At 55.9% G+C, this 13,533-nt stretch carries 11 protein-coding genes; 8 read left to right on the forward strand and 3 right to left on the reverse strand.

Features of this window, described 5'->3' with window-relative positions; genetic code table 11:
- Positions 1-7 precede the first annotated feature (7 nt).
- Positions 8-769, reverse strand: a complete 762-nt coding sequence (moeB, locus tag JWF83_RS13100; RefSeq protein ID WP_413650664.1) for a molybdopterin-synthase adenylyltransferase MoeB — start codon at positions 767-769, stop codon at positions 8-10.
- Position 770: 1 nt separating this feature from the next.
- On the reverse strand, positions 771-2,006 hold the full coding sequence (gene moeA, locus JWF83_RS13105) for a molybdopterin molybdotransferase MoeA (protein ID WP_413650665.1): 1,236 nt from the start codon (positions 2,004-2,006) through the stop codon (positions 771-773).
- Between the two features lie 277 nt (positions 2,007-2,283).
- Here moeA and JWF83_RS13110 point away from each other — a divergent pair, with 277 nt between their 5' ends.
- The 8 genes from JWF83_RS13110 to JWF83_RS13145 all read left to right on the forward strand — a co-directional run bounded on the left by JWF83_RS13110 (position 2,284) and on the right by JWF83_RS13145 (position 12,649).
- Positions 2,284-3,249 carry an isoaspartyl peptidase/L-asparaginase gene (locus JWF83_RS13110; protein ID WP_413650666.1) on the forward strand — a complete coding sequence of 322 codons (966 nt, stop codon included), beginning with the start codon at positions 2,284-2,286 and terminating at the stop codon, positions 3,247-3,249.
- Between the two features lie 9 nt (positions 3,250-3,258).
- Positions 3,259-5,121 carry a glutathione ABC transporter ATP-binding protein GsiA gene (gene gsiA / locus JWF83_RS13115; RefSeq protein WP_413650667.1) on the forward strand — a complete coding sequence of 621 codons (1,863 nt, stop codon included), beginning with the start codon at positions 3,259-3,261 and terminating at the stop codon, positions 5,119-5,121.
- Positions 5,122-5,249: 128 nt separating this feature from the next.
- On the forward strand, positions 5,250-6,788 hold the full coding sequence (gene gsiB / locus JWF83_RS13120) for a glutathione ABC transporter substrate-binding protein GsiB (protein ID WP_413650668.1): 1,539 nt from the start codon (positions 5,250-5,252) through the stop codon (positions 6,786-6,788).
- A gap of 53 nt (positions 6,789-6,841) precedes the next feature.
- The gene (gene gsiC / locus JWF83_RS13125; protein WP_413650670.1) at positions 6,842-7,762 is read left to right on the forward strand and encodes a glutathione ABC transporter permease GsiC; all 921 of its coding nucleotides are present in this window, start codon (positions 6,842-6,844) and stop codon (positions 7,760-7,762) included.
- Positions 7,763-7,771: 9 nt separating this feature from the next.
- Positions 7,772-8,677, forward strand: coding sequence for a glutathione ABC transporter permease GsiD (gene gsiD, locus JWF83_RS13130; RefSeq protein WP_413650671.1), 906 nt, complete (start codon positions 7,772-7,774; stop codon positions 8,675-8,677).
- Between the two features lie 837 nt (positions 8,678-9,514).
- The gene (locus JWF83_RS13135) at positions 9,515-10,507 is read left to right on the forward strand and encodes a sugar phosphate isomerase/epimerase family protein (protein ID WP_413650672.1); all 993 of its coding nucleotides are present in this window, start codon (positions 9,515-9,517) and stop codon (positions 10,505-10,507) included.
- Positions 10,508-10,794: 287 nt separating this feature from the next.
- The gene (locus JWF83_RS13140) at positions 10,795-11,463 is read left to right on the forward strand and encodes a DUF3313 domain-containing protein (protein ID WP_413650673.1); all 669 of its coding nucleotides are present in this window, start codon (positions 10,795-10,797) and stop codon (positions 11,461-11,463) included.
- Positions 11,464-11,542: 79 nt separating this feature from the next.
- On the forward strand, positions 11,543-12,649 hold the full coding sequence (locus JWF83_RS13145; RefSeq protein WP_413650674.1) for a PQQ-dependent sugar dehydrogenase: 1,107 nt from the start codon (positions 11,543-11,545) through the stop codon (positions 12,647-12,649).
- Positions 12,650-12,694: 45 nt separating this feature from the next.
- On the opposite strand, the gene JWF83_RS13150 is transcribed toward JWF83_RS13145, so the two are convergent.
- Positions 12,695-13,351, reverse strand: a complete 657-nt coding sequence (locus JWF83_RS13150) for an HAD family hydrolase (protein ID WP_413650675.1) — start codon at positions 13,349-13,351, stop codon at positions 12,695-12,697.
- Positions 13,352-13,533 lie beyond the last annotated feature (182 nt).

Here is a 13,533-nt window from a genome sequence, read left to right on the forward strand (position 1 = left end):
AACAGCGTCAGCGATGGTTCTGGCCGCAGACTTCGCAAGCGGGATCTTTATTCAGCGTGAGCTGGCGAAATTCCAGCGTCATGGCATCGTACAGCAGTAATTTTCCCGCCACACTGCTGCCATAGGCAGCCAGCACCCGGATCGCCTCCATCGCCTGTAACGCGCCGATCACCCCAACCAGCGGCGCCATGACGCCAGCTTCGACGCAGGTCAGCGCGCTGCTGCCAAACAGACGACTGATACAGCGGTAGCAGGGCTCATGCTCCTGCCAGCTAAAGACGCTAATCTGGCCCTCCATACGAATGGCGGCGCCCGATACCAGCGGTATCTTAGCGGCAAAGCACAGGCGGTTCAGCTGCTCACGGGTGTCGAGATTATCACTGCAATCAAGCACCAGATCGCAGGCTTTCAGCCGCTTTTTTAATCCGCTATCATCAAGGCGGGCGTTTACCGCTTCGATATTAATCAGCGGATTAATCGCCGCCAGCCGCTGACGTGCCGATTCAACTTTGGGCATGCCTATTTCGGCATCGGTATGCAGGATCTGGCGCTGCAAATTGGAACGCGATACGCTGTCGAAATCGAGCAGCGTCAGGGAACCGACCCCGGCCGATGCCAGATACTGCGACGCGGCGCAACCAAGGCCACCAAGGCCGACAATCAGCACGCGCGCCGCTTTGAGTTTCTCCTGACCATCAAAATCAAAGTCGCGCAGCACAATCTGACGGTTGTAACGCAGGGTCTCCTCGTCGCTCAGTGCACTCTGCATCTCAGCCTCCCAGCAGTGCGTTAAATGGCTCGATCTCTACCCATTCCCCCGGCTGCACCGTTGCGCGTTCGCGCTCCAGCACAATAAAACAGTTTGCCTGGCTAAAGGAGCTGAACACATGCGATCCCTGATGTCCGGTACTGCGCACCTGCAGATCGCCTTCGGTAGTGCGGCTAAATACCCCGCGCTGAAAGTCGAGACGGCCGGGGGTCTTTTTCAGCACTTCGCTGGCGCGTGCCCGCATCCGCGCTGGCAAAGCCTCACCCTGCTGACCGGTCAGACATGCCAGTAACGGCTGCACCAGCTGGTAAAAAGTGACGGCGGCGGAAACCGGATTGCCCGGCAGGCCACAGAACCAGCTGTCTGGCAGACGGCCAAAGGCAAAAGGTTTACCCGGCTTCATCGCCAGTTTCCAGAAGCTAATCTCGCCCAGCTCATCCAGTATCTGTTTAGTGTAATCCGCTTCCCCCACCGAGACGCCGCCGCTGCTGATGACGACGTCAGCCGCGGCATTCGCCTGCTGAAAGGCGGCACGCAATGCGCCGGGGTCATCTTTAATAATACCGAGATCGAGCACTTCGCAGCCCAGCGCATCCAGCATCAGATGCACCGCGAAGCGGTTAGTGTCATAGATTTGTCCGGCCGCCAGTGGCTCGCCTACCGGCTGCAGCTCATCGCCGGTGGAGAATACCGCCACGCGCAGTTTACGTAACACTCTGACGGTAGCGATGCCGAGAGAAGCCAGTAACGGCAGCTCGGCAGCCCCGAGTCTGACGCCTGCCGCCAGTACGCTGGCCCCCTGGCGGATATCCTCGCCTGCCAGGCGAATATTCAGTCCCTGCCGGATCGGGGCGAGAATTCGGATCCCCTGATCGCTACTTTCGGTCTGCTCCTGCATCACTACCGCATCGGTACCGGGCGGTAGCGCTGCGCCGGTCATAATGCGAATGCAACTGCCTGCCGGCCACTCTCCCTGATAAGGAGCGCCAGCAAATGCTTTCCCGGCGACGGTCAACGGGTGATCACGGTTGAAATCCGCCGCGCGTAACGCATAGCCATCCATTGCCGAGTTGGCGAAAGGCGGCACATCCAGCGGTGAGACCACCGCTTCAGCGGTAATCCGGCCAGCGGCGGCAGTGATGGCGACCGTCTCGCTGTCGCGAAGCGGGGAAATTTGCGCCAGCATGCGGCTGCGTGCATCTTCCAGGGAGAGAAGTCCCGCAGTAAAGAGTTCCATTGTATCTCCAGATCGGGCCAGCCTGCTGACCCGTAACCACTCAGATGCGTTCTATTATGGCGCGAAATACCAGGTGGGTCACGCGCCGGTTCGGCGGCACCGCGTGCGTGGAAGCGCCATCGGTGCTTACATAGAACTGATTGTTATTATCAATCTGCACACATTCCGCTTTACATCGCTTTGCAGGCTACCTATAGTCAAAAATCGCTGAATTTTTGATAAACCTCAGCTAACTCAGTGTTTTTCATGCTGATTTAACGCACAGGGCCACGGGATTATGAGCAGAGCAGTAATCGCCATTCATGGCGGTGCCGGCGCGATTTCACGCGCGGCAATGAGCGCAGAAAAAGAACAACTCTATCTTCAGGCGCTTTCAGCGGTGGTCGCCAGCGGCCAGGCGATACTGGCGGCGGGCGGCAGCGCGCTGGATGCGGTAACCGAAGCGGTGCGCCTGCTGGAAGAGTGCCCGTTGTTTAATGCCGGTAAAGGCTCAGTATTTACCCATCAGGGGACTCACGAGCTGGATGCCTGTGTAATGGATGGCCGTTCGCTGGAGGTGGGCGCGGTGGCTGGCGTCTCGCGTATTCGTAACCCGGTACTGGCGGCACGGGCGGTACTGGAACACAGCCCGCATGTGCTGTTTATTGGCGCCGGGGCGGAAGCGTTTGCCGCTGAGCAGCAGCTGGAGACGGTGGAACCCGACTTTTTCTCCACGCCTGAGCGCTGGGAGCAACTACAACGTGCGTTAGCCAGCAAGCAGACGCTGCTCGATCATGATGGCGCAGCTCAGAGCGGCGGCGCCGATCCGCTGGATAACGATCGCAAATTTGGCACCGTAGGTGCGGTGGCGCTCGATCAGCACGGCAATCTGGCCGCGGCGACGTCAACCGGCGGTATGACGAATAAACAGGCCGGCCGGGTCGGTGACTCGCCGCTGGCCGGCGCCGGTTGTTACGCCAATAACGCCAATGTGGCGGTCTCCTGTACCGGTACCGGGGAAGTATTTATTCGCACTCTCGCGGCATACGATATCGCCGCGCTAATGGAATACAGCGGTTTGTCGCTGAAACAGGCCAGCGACCGCGTGGTGATGGAAAAAATCCCACGGCTCGGCGGCAGCGGCGGTATTGTTGCCGTGGATAGTGATGGCAATGTGGCCCTGCCGTTTAACAGCGAAGGCATGTATCGCGGCTATGGCTACGTCGGCGATCGGGCGGTGGTTGGTATCTATCGCACAGAGTAAGGAGCGGGCATGACCGGATCTACAGCAAAGATGCAGCTGTCAGCAGAACAGGTGCTTGCGGTGCGTAATCTTAGTGTCAGCTTTACTCAGGAAGGGGTGACAACCCACGCGGTACGTCAGTTGTCACTGGCCGTAAAACGTGGCGAAACCCTGGCGATTGTCGGTGAATCCGGTTCCGGTAAGTCGGTGACCTCGCTGGCGCTGATGCGCCTGATTGAGCAGGGCGGCGGCAGTCTGGATAGCGGTGAAATTTGGCTGCGCCGCCGTAATGGCGCGGTGATCGATCTGGCGCAAATGCGTCAGTCGCAGATGCGTGGTATTCGCGGCGCTGATATGGCGATGATTTTTCAGGAGCCAATGACATCGCTGAATCCGGTGTTTCCGGTCGGGGAGCAGATTGCCGAATCCATTCGTCTCCATCAGGGCTTAAATCATCGTCAGGCGCTGGCGGAAGCGCAACGGATGCTCGATTTGGTGCGTATCCCGGAAGCAAAAAACGTTCTGGCACGCTTTCCGCACCAGCTCTCCGGCGGGATGCGTCAGCGGGTGATGATTGCCATGGCGCTATCCTGCAAACCGGCGCTGCTGATTGCGGATGAACCCACCACCGCGCTGGATGTCACCATTCAGGCGCAGATTTTGCAGCTGATACGCGTGCTGCAAAAAGAGATGGAAATGGCGGTAATTTTTATCACCCACGATATGGGCGTGGTGGCGGAAATGGCCGATCGCGTGCAGGTGATGTATCGCGGGGAAGTGGTGGAAACCGCGCCGGTGAATGATATTTTCCGTCAGCCGCAGCAGGTCTATACCCGCGCGTTACTGGCGGCGGTGCCAAAACTGGGGGCGATGACCGGCCAGCCGTTCCCGGCAAAATTCCCGCTGGTGAATGCACAGGATCCCCAACCGCCGATACCACAGGATACCGTGGTGCAGAACGCCGGGCCGATTTTGCAGGTGCGCGATCTGGTGACCCGCTTTGATGTGCGCAGCGGTATCTTTAATCGTGTCAGACGGCAGGTGCATGCGGTGGAAAAGGTCAGCTTTGACCTGAATCCTGGCGAAACCCTGGCGCTGGTCGGCGAGTCGGGCTGCGGCAAGTCGACTACCGGACGTTCGCTGCTGCGGCTGGTGGAGAGTCAGAGCGGCAGTATTACTTTTGCCGGCAGACGCATCGACCAGCTGAAAAACAGCGAGCTGTCGCATTTGCGCCGCGATATTCAGTTTATTTTTCAGGATCCCTATGCTTCGCTCGATCCACGGCTGACCGTGGGGTACTCGATTATGGAGCCGTTGCTGGTTCACGGCGTAATGAAAGGGCGCGAAGCCGAAGCGCGCGTCGCCTGGTTGCTGGAGAAGGTGGGGTTGTTGCCGGAACATGCGCGGCGCTATCCGCACGAGTTTTCCGGCGGCCAGCGCCAGCGCATCTGTATTGCGCGCGCGCTGGCGCTGAATCCGAAAGTGGTGATTGCCGATGAGTCGGTATCGGCGCTTGACGTGTCGATTCAGGCGCAGATTATCAATTTGATGCTCGATCTGCAGCGCGAGTTCGGCATCGCATTTCTGTTTATTTCGCATGATATGGCGGTGGTGGAACGTATCAGCCATCGCGTGGCGGTGATGTACCTTGGGCAAATTGTTGAAATTGGCCCGCGCCAGGCGGTATTTGAGCGCCCACAGCACCCCTATACCCGCAAACTGATGTCGGCAGTACCGGTGGCAGATCCCGGCCATCGTCGCCGTGAGCGTGCCTTACTGGTCGATGAAATGCCCAGCCCGATTCGCGAACTGGGTGATGAACCGGAAGTGGCGCCACTGGTGGAAGTCAGCGCCGGACATTATGTCGCGCGCCATGCGATTAGCGGTACCTGAATCTGTAGCGGGGGTCATTCATTGCTCCCCTATAGCGTTGATAAACCCGGCCCCGGGGCGGCATTACTGCCGTCCGCCTGAAACGAAGGGCAATACTACCCAAAGGGACTACAGGAGATAAATGCAACATGACGATTCCACACACGCGTAAATGGCTGGTAACCGCGGGCTTGATCGGCAGTTTTGCTGCAGTTCCGGCCTGGGCGGCAAAGGATGCGGTGATTGCAGTCGCATCCAATTTCACCACCCTTGACCCTTATGATGCCAACGATACCTTATCGCAGGCGGTAGCCAAGTCCTTCTATCAGGGACTGTTTGGCTTTGATAAGGATATGAAGCTGACCAATGTGCTGGCGGAAAGCTATCAGACCAGCGCAGATGGTTTAACCTATACCATTAAACTGCGCCCGGGAGTGAAGTTCCAGGATGGCAGCGATTTCAATGCCGAAGCGGTAAAGGCTAACCTCGATCGCGCCAGTAATCCGGACAATCATCTGAAGCGCTATAACCTGTTTAAATACATCGCCTCCACCAGCGCGGTTGATGCCGGTACGGTTAAAATTACTCTGAAGCAGCCGTTCTCTGCCTTTATTAATAACCTGGCGCATCCGGCGGCGGTGATGATCTCTCCCGACGCGTTGAAAAAATATGGCAAGGATATCGGTTTCCATCCGGTGGGAACCGGTCCGTATCAGTTTGTCACCTGGAACCAGACCGACTTTGTGAAAGTGAAGAAGTGGGATGGCTACTGGAAGAAAGGCTATCCAAAACTCGACAGCATAACCTGGCGTCCGGTGGTGGATAATAACAGCCGTGCGGCCATGATGCAGACCGGCGAGGCTAACTTCGCCTTCCCGATCCCGTTTGAGCAGGCAAAAGTGTTGCAGGGTAACGGCAAACTGGATCTGGTCACTTCGCCATCGATTATGCAGCGTTATATCAGCTTTAACGTTACGCAGAAGCCGTTTGATAACCCGAAAGTGCGTGAAGCGATTAACTACGCAATTAACCGTCAGGCGCTGGTGAAAGTGGCGTTTAGCGGCTATGCCACGCCTGCGACCGGGATTGTGCCGCCATCCATCGACTTTGCGCAGACCTACCCGGCCATTGCTTATAATCCGGCCAAAGCGCGCGAGCTGCTGAAAGAGGCGGGTTACCCGAATGGATTTACCACTACCCTGTGGTCTTCCCATAACCACAGTACGGCGCAGAAAGTACTGCAGTTTACCCAGCAACAGCTGGCGCAGGTGGGAATTAAAGCCGAGGTGACCGCCATGGATGCCGGTCAGCGAGCGGCCGAAGTCGAGGGTAAAGGCCAGAAAGAGAGCGGCGTACGGATGTTCTATACCGGCTGGTCGGCATCCACCGGCGAAGCTGACTGGGCGCTGACGCCGCTGTTTGCCACCTCATCCTGGCCGCCAGCGATCTTTAATACCGCCTTCTACAGCAACCCGCAGGTGGATAAAGATCTGGCCGATGCGCTGCAAACTACCGATCGGGCGCAGAAAGCGAAACTGTATAAAGATGCGCAGGATCGTATCTGGAACGATCATGCCTGGGCGCCGCTGGTGGTTGAACAGTTAGTTTCGGCGAACAGCAAAACGCTGACCGGTTTCTATGTGATGCCGGACACCTCGTTTAGCTTCGATGAAGCCGATCTGAAGTAATGCCGACCCCTGCCAGTCGTTCGCGGCTGGCAGGGCAACGCGCAGGAAGATGCATGCTTAACTATTTTATTAAACGCTTACTGGGACTGATCCCCACACTGCTGATTGTGGCGGTGCTGGTATTTCTGTTCGTGCATATGTTGCCGGGCGATCCGGCGCGGTTGATCGCCGGGCAGGATGCCGATGCGACGGTGGTGGCGATGGTGCGTCATCAACTGGGACTGGATCTGCCGCTACCGCAACAGTTCTGGCGTTTTATGCTTAATGCGTTGCAGGGGGATTTTGGCGATTCAATGGTATCAAAGCGGCCGGTAGCGGAAGAGATCGCCTCGCGCTTTATGCCGACCTTATGGCTGACGCTGAGCAGTATGGTATGGGCGGTGATTTTTGGCATGGCGACCGGTGTGATCTCTGCCGTCTGGCGTAACCGCTGGCCGGATCGTCTTGGGATGACACTGGCGGTTTCCGGTATCTCTTTTCCCGCGTTTGCCCTTGGCATGCTGCTGATGCAGATCTTCTCCGTTGAGCTGGGCTGGCTGCCCACCGTCGGCGCGGACAGCTGGAAACACTATATATTGCCCTCTATTACCCTTGGCGCTGCGGTTGCGGCGGTGATGGCGCGTTTTACCCGCGCCTCTTTTGTCGAGGTGATGCAGGAAGATTATATGCGCACCGCGCGCGCTAAAGGGGTCAGTGAATTGCTGGTGGTGATCAAACATGGTCTGCGCAATGCGATGATCCCGGTGATTACCATGATGGGCCTGCAGTTCGGTTTTTTGCTCGGCGGCTCGATTGTCGTCGAAGTGGTGTTTAACTGGCCTGGCCTTGGACGCTTGTTGGTGGATTCCGTCGCGATGCGTGACTATCCGGTCATTCAGGCTGAGGTACTGCTGTTCTCCCTGGAATTTATTCTGATCAATCTGATCGTCGATATGCTGTATGCCGCCATTAATCCGGCTATTCGCTACAAATAAGGAAGCGCAATGAAAAACTGGCGACGTGAAGCGGCGCTTAAGGCGATGCCAGCACTCACAGCAAATCGCGTGCGCACGCCCTGGCGGGAATTCTGGCGACGTTTTCGTCGTCAGCATGTGGCGATGATTGCCGGGTTGTTTGTCCTGTTGTTGCTGGTGGTGGCATTTATTGCGCCATGGATCGCCCCGTTTGATGCGGAGAACTATTTTGATTACGACCGGCTGAACGAAGGACCGTCGATGCTGCACTGGCTGGGGGTGGATTCCCTTGGTCGCGATATTTTCAGTCGGGTACTGGTTGGAACGCGCATTTCGCTGATTGCCGGATTTTTCTCGGTGGCGATAGGTGCGGTAATCGGCACGCTGCTTGGGCTGCTGGCCGGCTATTATGAAGGCTGGTGGGATCGGGTGATTATGCGTATCTGTGATGTGCTGTTTGCTTTTCCCGGCATTCTGCTGGCGATTGCGGTAGTGGCGGTGATGGGCAGCGGCATGTCGAATGTGATTGTGGCGGTGGCGATCTTCAGTATTCCGGCCTTTGCCCGCCTGGTGCGTGGCAATACACTGGTGATCAAGCATCAGACGTTTATCGAGTCAGCGCGCAGCATTGGCGCATCGGATGTCACCATTATTCTGCGTCATATTCTGCCTGGTACGGTGTCATCGATCGTGGTCTATTTCACCATGCGTATTGGCACCTCGATTATTACCGCCGCCAGCCTCTCTTTCCTTGGTCTTGGCGCCCAGCCGCCGACGCCGGAGTGGGGGGCGATGTTAAACGAAGCGCGTGCCGATATGGTGATGGCGCCGCATGTGGCGATTTTCCCCAGCCTGGCGATTTTTCTCACCGTGCTGGCGTTTAACTTATTAGGTGATGGTTTGCGCGATGCGCTGGATCCCAGGCTTAAGACCTGAGATCCGGCGCCTGCCATTAATGGCTCCCGTGTGGCATAAGACAGCGGGCGGAAACGGTTATCTGAAACCCCGTTCTGTAGGGGAAGACAGCGGGCGGAATAAATCCCGCCCCTACGGTTATCTGAAACCCTGTTCTGTAGGGGAAGACAGCGGGCGGAATAAATCCCGCCCTACGGTTATCTGAAATCCTGTCCTGTAGGGGAAGACAGCGGGCGGAATAAATCCCGCCCCTACGGTTAGCTGAAATCCTGTTCTGTAGGGGAAGACAGCGGGCGGAATAAATCCCGCCCCTACGGTTATCTGAAATCCTGTTCTGTAGGGGAAGACAGCGGGCGGAATAAATCCCGCCCCTACGGTTATCTGAAACCCTGTTCTGTAGGGGAAGACAGCGGGCGGAATAAATCCCGCCCTTACGGTTATCTGAAACCCTGTTCTGTTGTAGGGGAGCCATTTATGGCTCCCGTCACATTTATGGCTCCCCGCGGCATAACGGCGGCAAAATAAAATCCTGTGATGGTTATCACTTTTTCGCTGCCGGAAGATAGCTGTACCAAAAGATATGCGCGACAATCATTGAATAAATAAACGGTATTGAATATTTATTCAAGGATGAAGAGGGAAGTAGTAAAAAATGCTGGCAGCACCCTGCAGTGGCTCAGCAGCAGCACCTTTTTTTGACCTCTTTGAATATATATTCAAATGCGAATTTATATGTAATGGCGCCCCGCGCGCTCGTATGGCCAGCTAAGAGAGAAGCGTAAGGGCGGAGCCATGGCATCGCGCCGGGCTCCGCAATAACAATATTTGATAACAGGCTGATCTGGAGAATATCTTACTATGAGTACCTACAACTATCCTAAGTTCGGTGCCGGTTTATGGCATTTTGCTAACTATATCGATCGCTATGCGGTTGATGGTTATGGCCCGGCGCTCAGCACTATCGATCAGATAATGCTGGCGAAACAGGTGGAAGATTTATCCTATGTCGACTTGCCTTATCCGTTTACGCCCGGCGTTAGCCTGAGCGAAGTTAAGGATGCGCTGAAACAGACCGGATTAAAGGCCATCGGCATTACCCCGGAGATCTACTTGCGTAAATTCTCGCGCGGGGCTTTTACTAACCCGGATCCGGCGACGCGGGCTCAGGCGTTTGAACTGATGAACGAAGCCGCTGGCGTGGTGCGCGAAGTCGGGGCCAATTATGTCAAAGTTTGGCCGGGTCAGGATGGCTGGGATTACCCGTTCCAGGTTGACCATAAGAACCTGTGGAAACTGGCGGTGGATGGTATGCGCGATCTGGCAGGCGCCAATCCGGATGTTAAATTTGCCATCGAATATAAACCGCGTGAACCCCGGGTTAAAATGACCTGGGACTCTGCTGCCAGAACCCTGCTGGGGATTGATGATATTGGTCTGGACAATGTTGGGGTGCTGCTCGACTTTGGTCATGCGCTGTTTGCTGGCGAGTCTCCGGCGGACTCCGCGCAGCTGATTATCGATCGTGGCCGCCTGTTCGGCATGGACGTTAACGATAACCTGCGTGGCTGGGACGATGACCTGGTGGTGGGTACGGTGCATATGACGGAGATCTTTGAATTCTTCTATGTGCTGAAAATCAATAACTGGGATGGTGTCTGGCAGCTGGATCAGTTCCCGTTCCGTGAAGACCACGTTGATGCGGCAAACCTCTCGATCCGCTTCCTCAAACATATCTATCGCGCGCTGGATAAGCTGGATATCACCGCACTACAGGCGGCCCAGGCGGAGCAAAATCCACTGGCGGCACAGCGCATCGTGCAGAACGCGTTACTGACTTCGATTCAGGAGTAGTCCCGGTAGTTGCTTTCCTTTAACGGCGGGAGATCTCCCGCCCTGCATCTTTCAGTGTGCGTGCAGCTGGTTTGATTTATTATTTTTTGAACGTCTGGCGGGGGAGGTGATGAGTATTACCCGCTGTTCATTTCCAGGCAGTGCATTAAATGATGCCGTGTGAAACCTTTCATCTTACTCAAGCCGACTGGGCAATATATGTTTTGCTGGTGAATCGCCGCTTTGTTTCTATGCTGTAAGAGTTAAAGATTATTAACCGATACTCTTCAGTCACTAAGGAAACATCTATGTCTATTCGGAGCAAGGTGCTGTTGGCAGGCGTAGTCGCTTTTAGTGTGGTTCTTTCCGGTTGTACCTCAAAGGTGGCAGATAGTGAACACTACTCCGGCTTTTTACCAGACTACAGCAAGCTGCGGCCGGCGCAGTCGGCGACAGGTAACCCGACGCTGAGATGGGTCTCGCCGGATTTTAAATCGGCTGACTACCGCGGCATTGTCTTCACCCCGGTGATCTATTATCCGCAGGCGGCACCCAATGCACGTGTCAGTCAGCAGACGCTGGATCAAATCAGAAACTATACCGACCAGCAGCTGCGTGCGGCAGTGGCAAAACGCAAACCGCTGGTAAGCCAGGCAGGCCCGGGTACCTTAGTGATGAAAACCGCGATCACTGCGGTAGCCGCGGAAAATGAAGGTGTACAGTTTTATGAAGTGGTGCCGGTTGCGGCGGTAATCGCCGGCACCATGGCCGCTTCAGGTCATCGTACCCAGCAGAGCACACTGTTCCTTGAAGTGCAGCTGATCGACGCCGGCAGCGGTAAGCCGGTAATTGAAGTGGTGCGTAAAGGTATTGGTAAAAATGTCGCCAACAGTAATACGCCGATCAGCTTTGAGGATCTGAAAATGCCGATCAATGCCATGATCGAGGATACGGTGAATTTTAATGTCGCTCAGTAATTAAGTTAATGTAAAGGTATCACCGTCCAGGCGTGACTGGCGCTACGTTTATAGCTGCACTGATAAAACGGAGGAGCCTATGTCACGCCTGTTGCCAACACTGCTGGTTAGCATTTCACTACTTATTTCTGCGCCGCTGCGGGCGGCTGAGATTAAAGTTGAACAGTTGCTGGATGGGTTGGATCATCCCTGGTCGCTGGCCTTTCTACCCGATAAGCAGCATCTGCTGATCACTGAACGTTCTGGCCAGTTGCGCCTGTGGAGCCAGCAAGGCGGTCTGTCGCAGCCGATTAGCGGCGTGCCAAAGGTGTGGGCGCAACGGCAGGGCGGTTTGCTTGATGTGGTGCTGGCCCCGGATTTTGCGCAAAGCCGTCGCGTCTGGCTGAGTTTTACCGAGGGGGGCAGCAACGGTGCCGGTGGCGCATCGGTAGGTTATGGCGTGTTAAGTGATGACAGCCGCCAGCTGCGTGATTTTAAAACGGTACTGCGTCAGCAGCCGCTGTCTGGCGGCGCGAATCTTGGCACGCGGATGGTGTTTGACGGCGACGGCTATCTGTATGTGGTGTTTGGCGATAACTTTCAAAGCGCCAGTGCGCAGGATCTGAATAAATTGCAGGGGAAGATTGTGCGCCTGACGGCAGATGGCGGCATCCCGCAGGACAACCCTTTTATCGGCCGGCAAAATGCCCGCGCGGAGATTTGGGCCTATGGCTTACGCAATCCACAGGGCGTGGCCTTTAACCCCTGGACGAAACAGCTGTGGGAAAGCGAGCATGGCCCGCGTGGCGGTGATGAAGTGAATATCATCCGCAAAGGCAAAAACTACGGCTGGCCGCTGGCGACCTGGGGCCTGGATTACAGCGGCGCCAAAGTGCCGGAGTCAAAAGGAGGGATCGTCGGCGGTACGGAACAGCCGGTTTTTTACTGGAAAGTGTCGCCGGCCATCAGTGGCATGGCGTTCTATAACAGCAGCCGTTTCCCGGAGTGGCAAAATTCCCTGTTTATTGGTGCGCTGAAACAGCAAAGCCTGATCCGCCTGTCGGTTAACGGTGACAAGCTGATCGAGCAGGAGCGTCTGCTGGAGGATCGCCATCAGCGTATTCGCGACGTGCGCGTCGGACCGGACGGTTTTCTGTATGTGTTAACCGATGAAAGCGACGGTAAATTACTCAGGCTGGGTCTGTAACCGTAGCCGCAACGCGGTGGCCAGCCAGGCTGGCCACTTGTACCGTTATCTCACCCAGCGACAGACTTCCCAGCCGCGATTCAGCGCTTCCTGATGCAGCAACTCATCGGGGTTAATCACATGGGCGTGATCTGCGTGCTCCAGCATGGGTAAATCATTCATCGAATCACTGTAGGCCCAGGTGTGTTTAAACGTCTGGTCCGTTTGCAGCGCTTTCCAGTCACTCAGGCGGGTGACTTTGCCCTCTTTGTAGGTCATGGTGCCGTATGTTGAGCCACTATAACGGTCATCAACAATTTCCACGCCAATTGCCAGCGCGCCATGGGCGCCAAGCTGTTGCGCAATCGGCACCACCAGATGCTCCCCACTGGCGGAAATCACCATCACGGTATCGCCACGTTGCTGATGCCAGGCCATACGTTCACGTGCTGAAGGATAGACGCGCGGCAAAATATCGCGCTGGATAAAGCGGCGTACCCAGCCGGATACGGTTAGCGTCGCCAGCCCGGTTAGCGGCGCCAGGGTGGTGCTCATATACTCTTCCATTGATAGCGAGCCCTGATAGTACTGCGCCATTAATGCCCGTTCCTGTTCAATCAATGCTTCCGGCGCAAAGCCCTGGGATACCATCCAGCGCAGCCACAGACCGGTACTGTCTTCGCAAATCAGGGTTTCATCAAGGTCGAAAAGCGCTAAATCCATGGTCGTTCTCCTCTGGCAAACTCAAATCAGGTTAGCGGATTTTTGTGACGGGCTTAACTTTTCTGCGAAAAATCGGAATTTAACCCAGGGCTGCTGACGGCGCACTGTGCGGTAAATCAACGGTATCGGGCGGCAAAGCCCAGAATTATCTAATAAACTCTATAAAACTTTACCGTCATACT

Origin of the sequence: Pantoea sp. B65 (genome assembly GCF_047308185.1) — a bacterium.
In the GTDB taxonomy this organism is placed as follows: Bacteria; Pseudomonadota; Gammaproteobacteria; order Enterobacterales; family Enterobacteriaceae; genus Erwinia.

Excerpts from the sequence above, each read along its gene's own strand:
- JWF83_RS13140 (WP_413650673.1), top strand. The coding sequence starts at position 10,795 with ATGTCTATTCGGAGCAAGGTGCTGTTGGCAGGCGTAGTCGCTTTTAGT.
- JWF83_RS13145 (WP_413650674.1), top strand. The coding sequence starts at position 11,543 with ATGTCACGCCTGTTGCCAACACTGCTGGTTAGCATTTCACTACTTATT.
- gsiC (WP_413650670.1), top strand. The coding sequence starts at position 6,842 with ATGCTTAACTATTTTATTAAACGCTTACTGGGACTGATCCCCACACTG.
- moeA (WP_413650665.1), bottom strand. The coding sequence starts at position 2,006 with ATGGAACTCTTTACTGCGGGACTTCTCTCCCTGGAAGATGCACGCAGC.
- JWF83_RS13110 (WP_413650666.1), top strand. The coding sequence starts at position 2,284 with ATGAGCAGAGCAGTAATCGCCATTCATGGCGGTGCCGGCGCGATTTCA.
- gsiA (WP_413650667.1), top strand. The coding sequence starts at position 3,259 with ATGACCGGATCTACAGCAAAGATGCAGCTGTCAGCAGAACAGGTGCTT.
- JWF83_RS13150 (WP_413650675.1), bottom strand. The coding sequence starts at position 13,351 with ATGGATTTAGCGCTTTTCGACCTTGATGAAACCCTGATTTGCGAAGAC.
- gsiD (WP_413650671.1), top strand. The coding sequence starts at position 7,772 with ATGAAAAACTGGCGACGTGAAGCGGCGCTTAAGGCGATGCCAGCACTC.
- moeB (WP_413650664.1), bottom strand. The coding sequence starts at position 769 with ATGCAGAGTGCACTGAGCGACGAGGAGACCCTGCGTTACAACCGTCAG.
- gsiB (WP_413650668.1), top strand. The coding sequence starts at position 5,250 with ATGACGATTCCACACACGCGTAAATGGCTGGTAACCGCGGGCTTGATC.
- JWF83_RS13135 (WP_413650672.1), top strand. The coding sequence starts at position 9,515 with ATGAGTACCTACAACTATCCTAAGTTCGGTGCCGGTTTATGGCATTTT.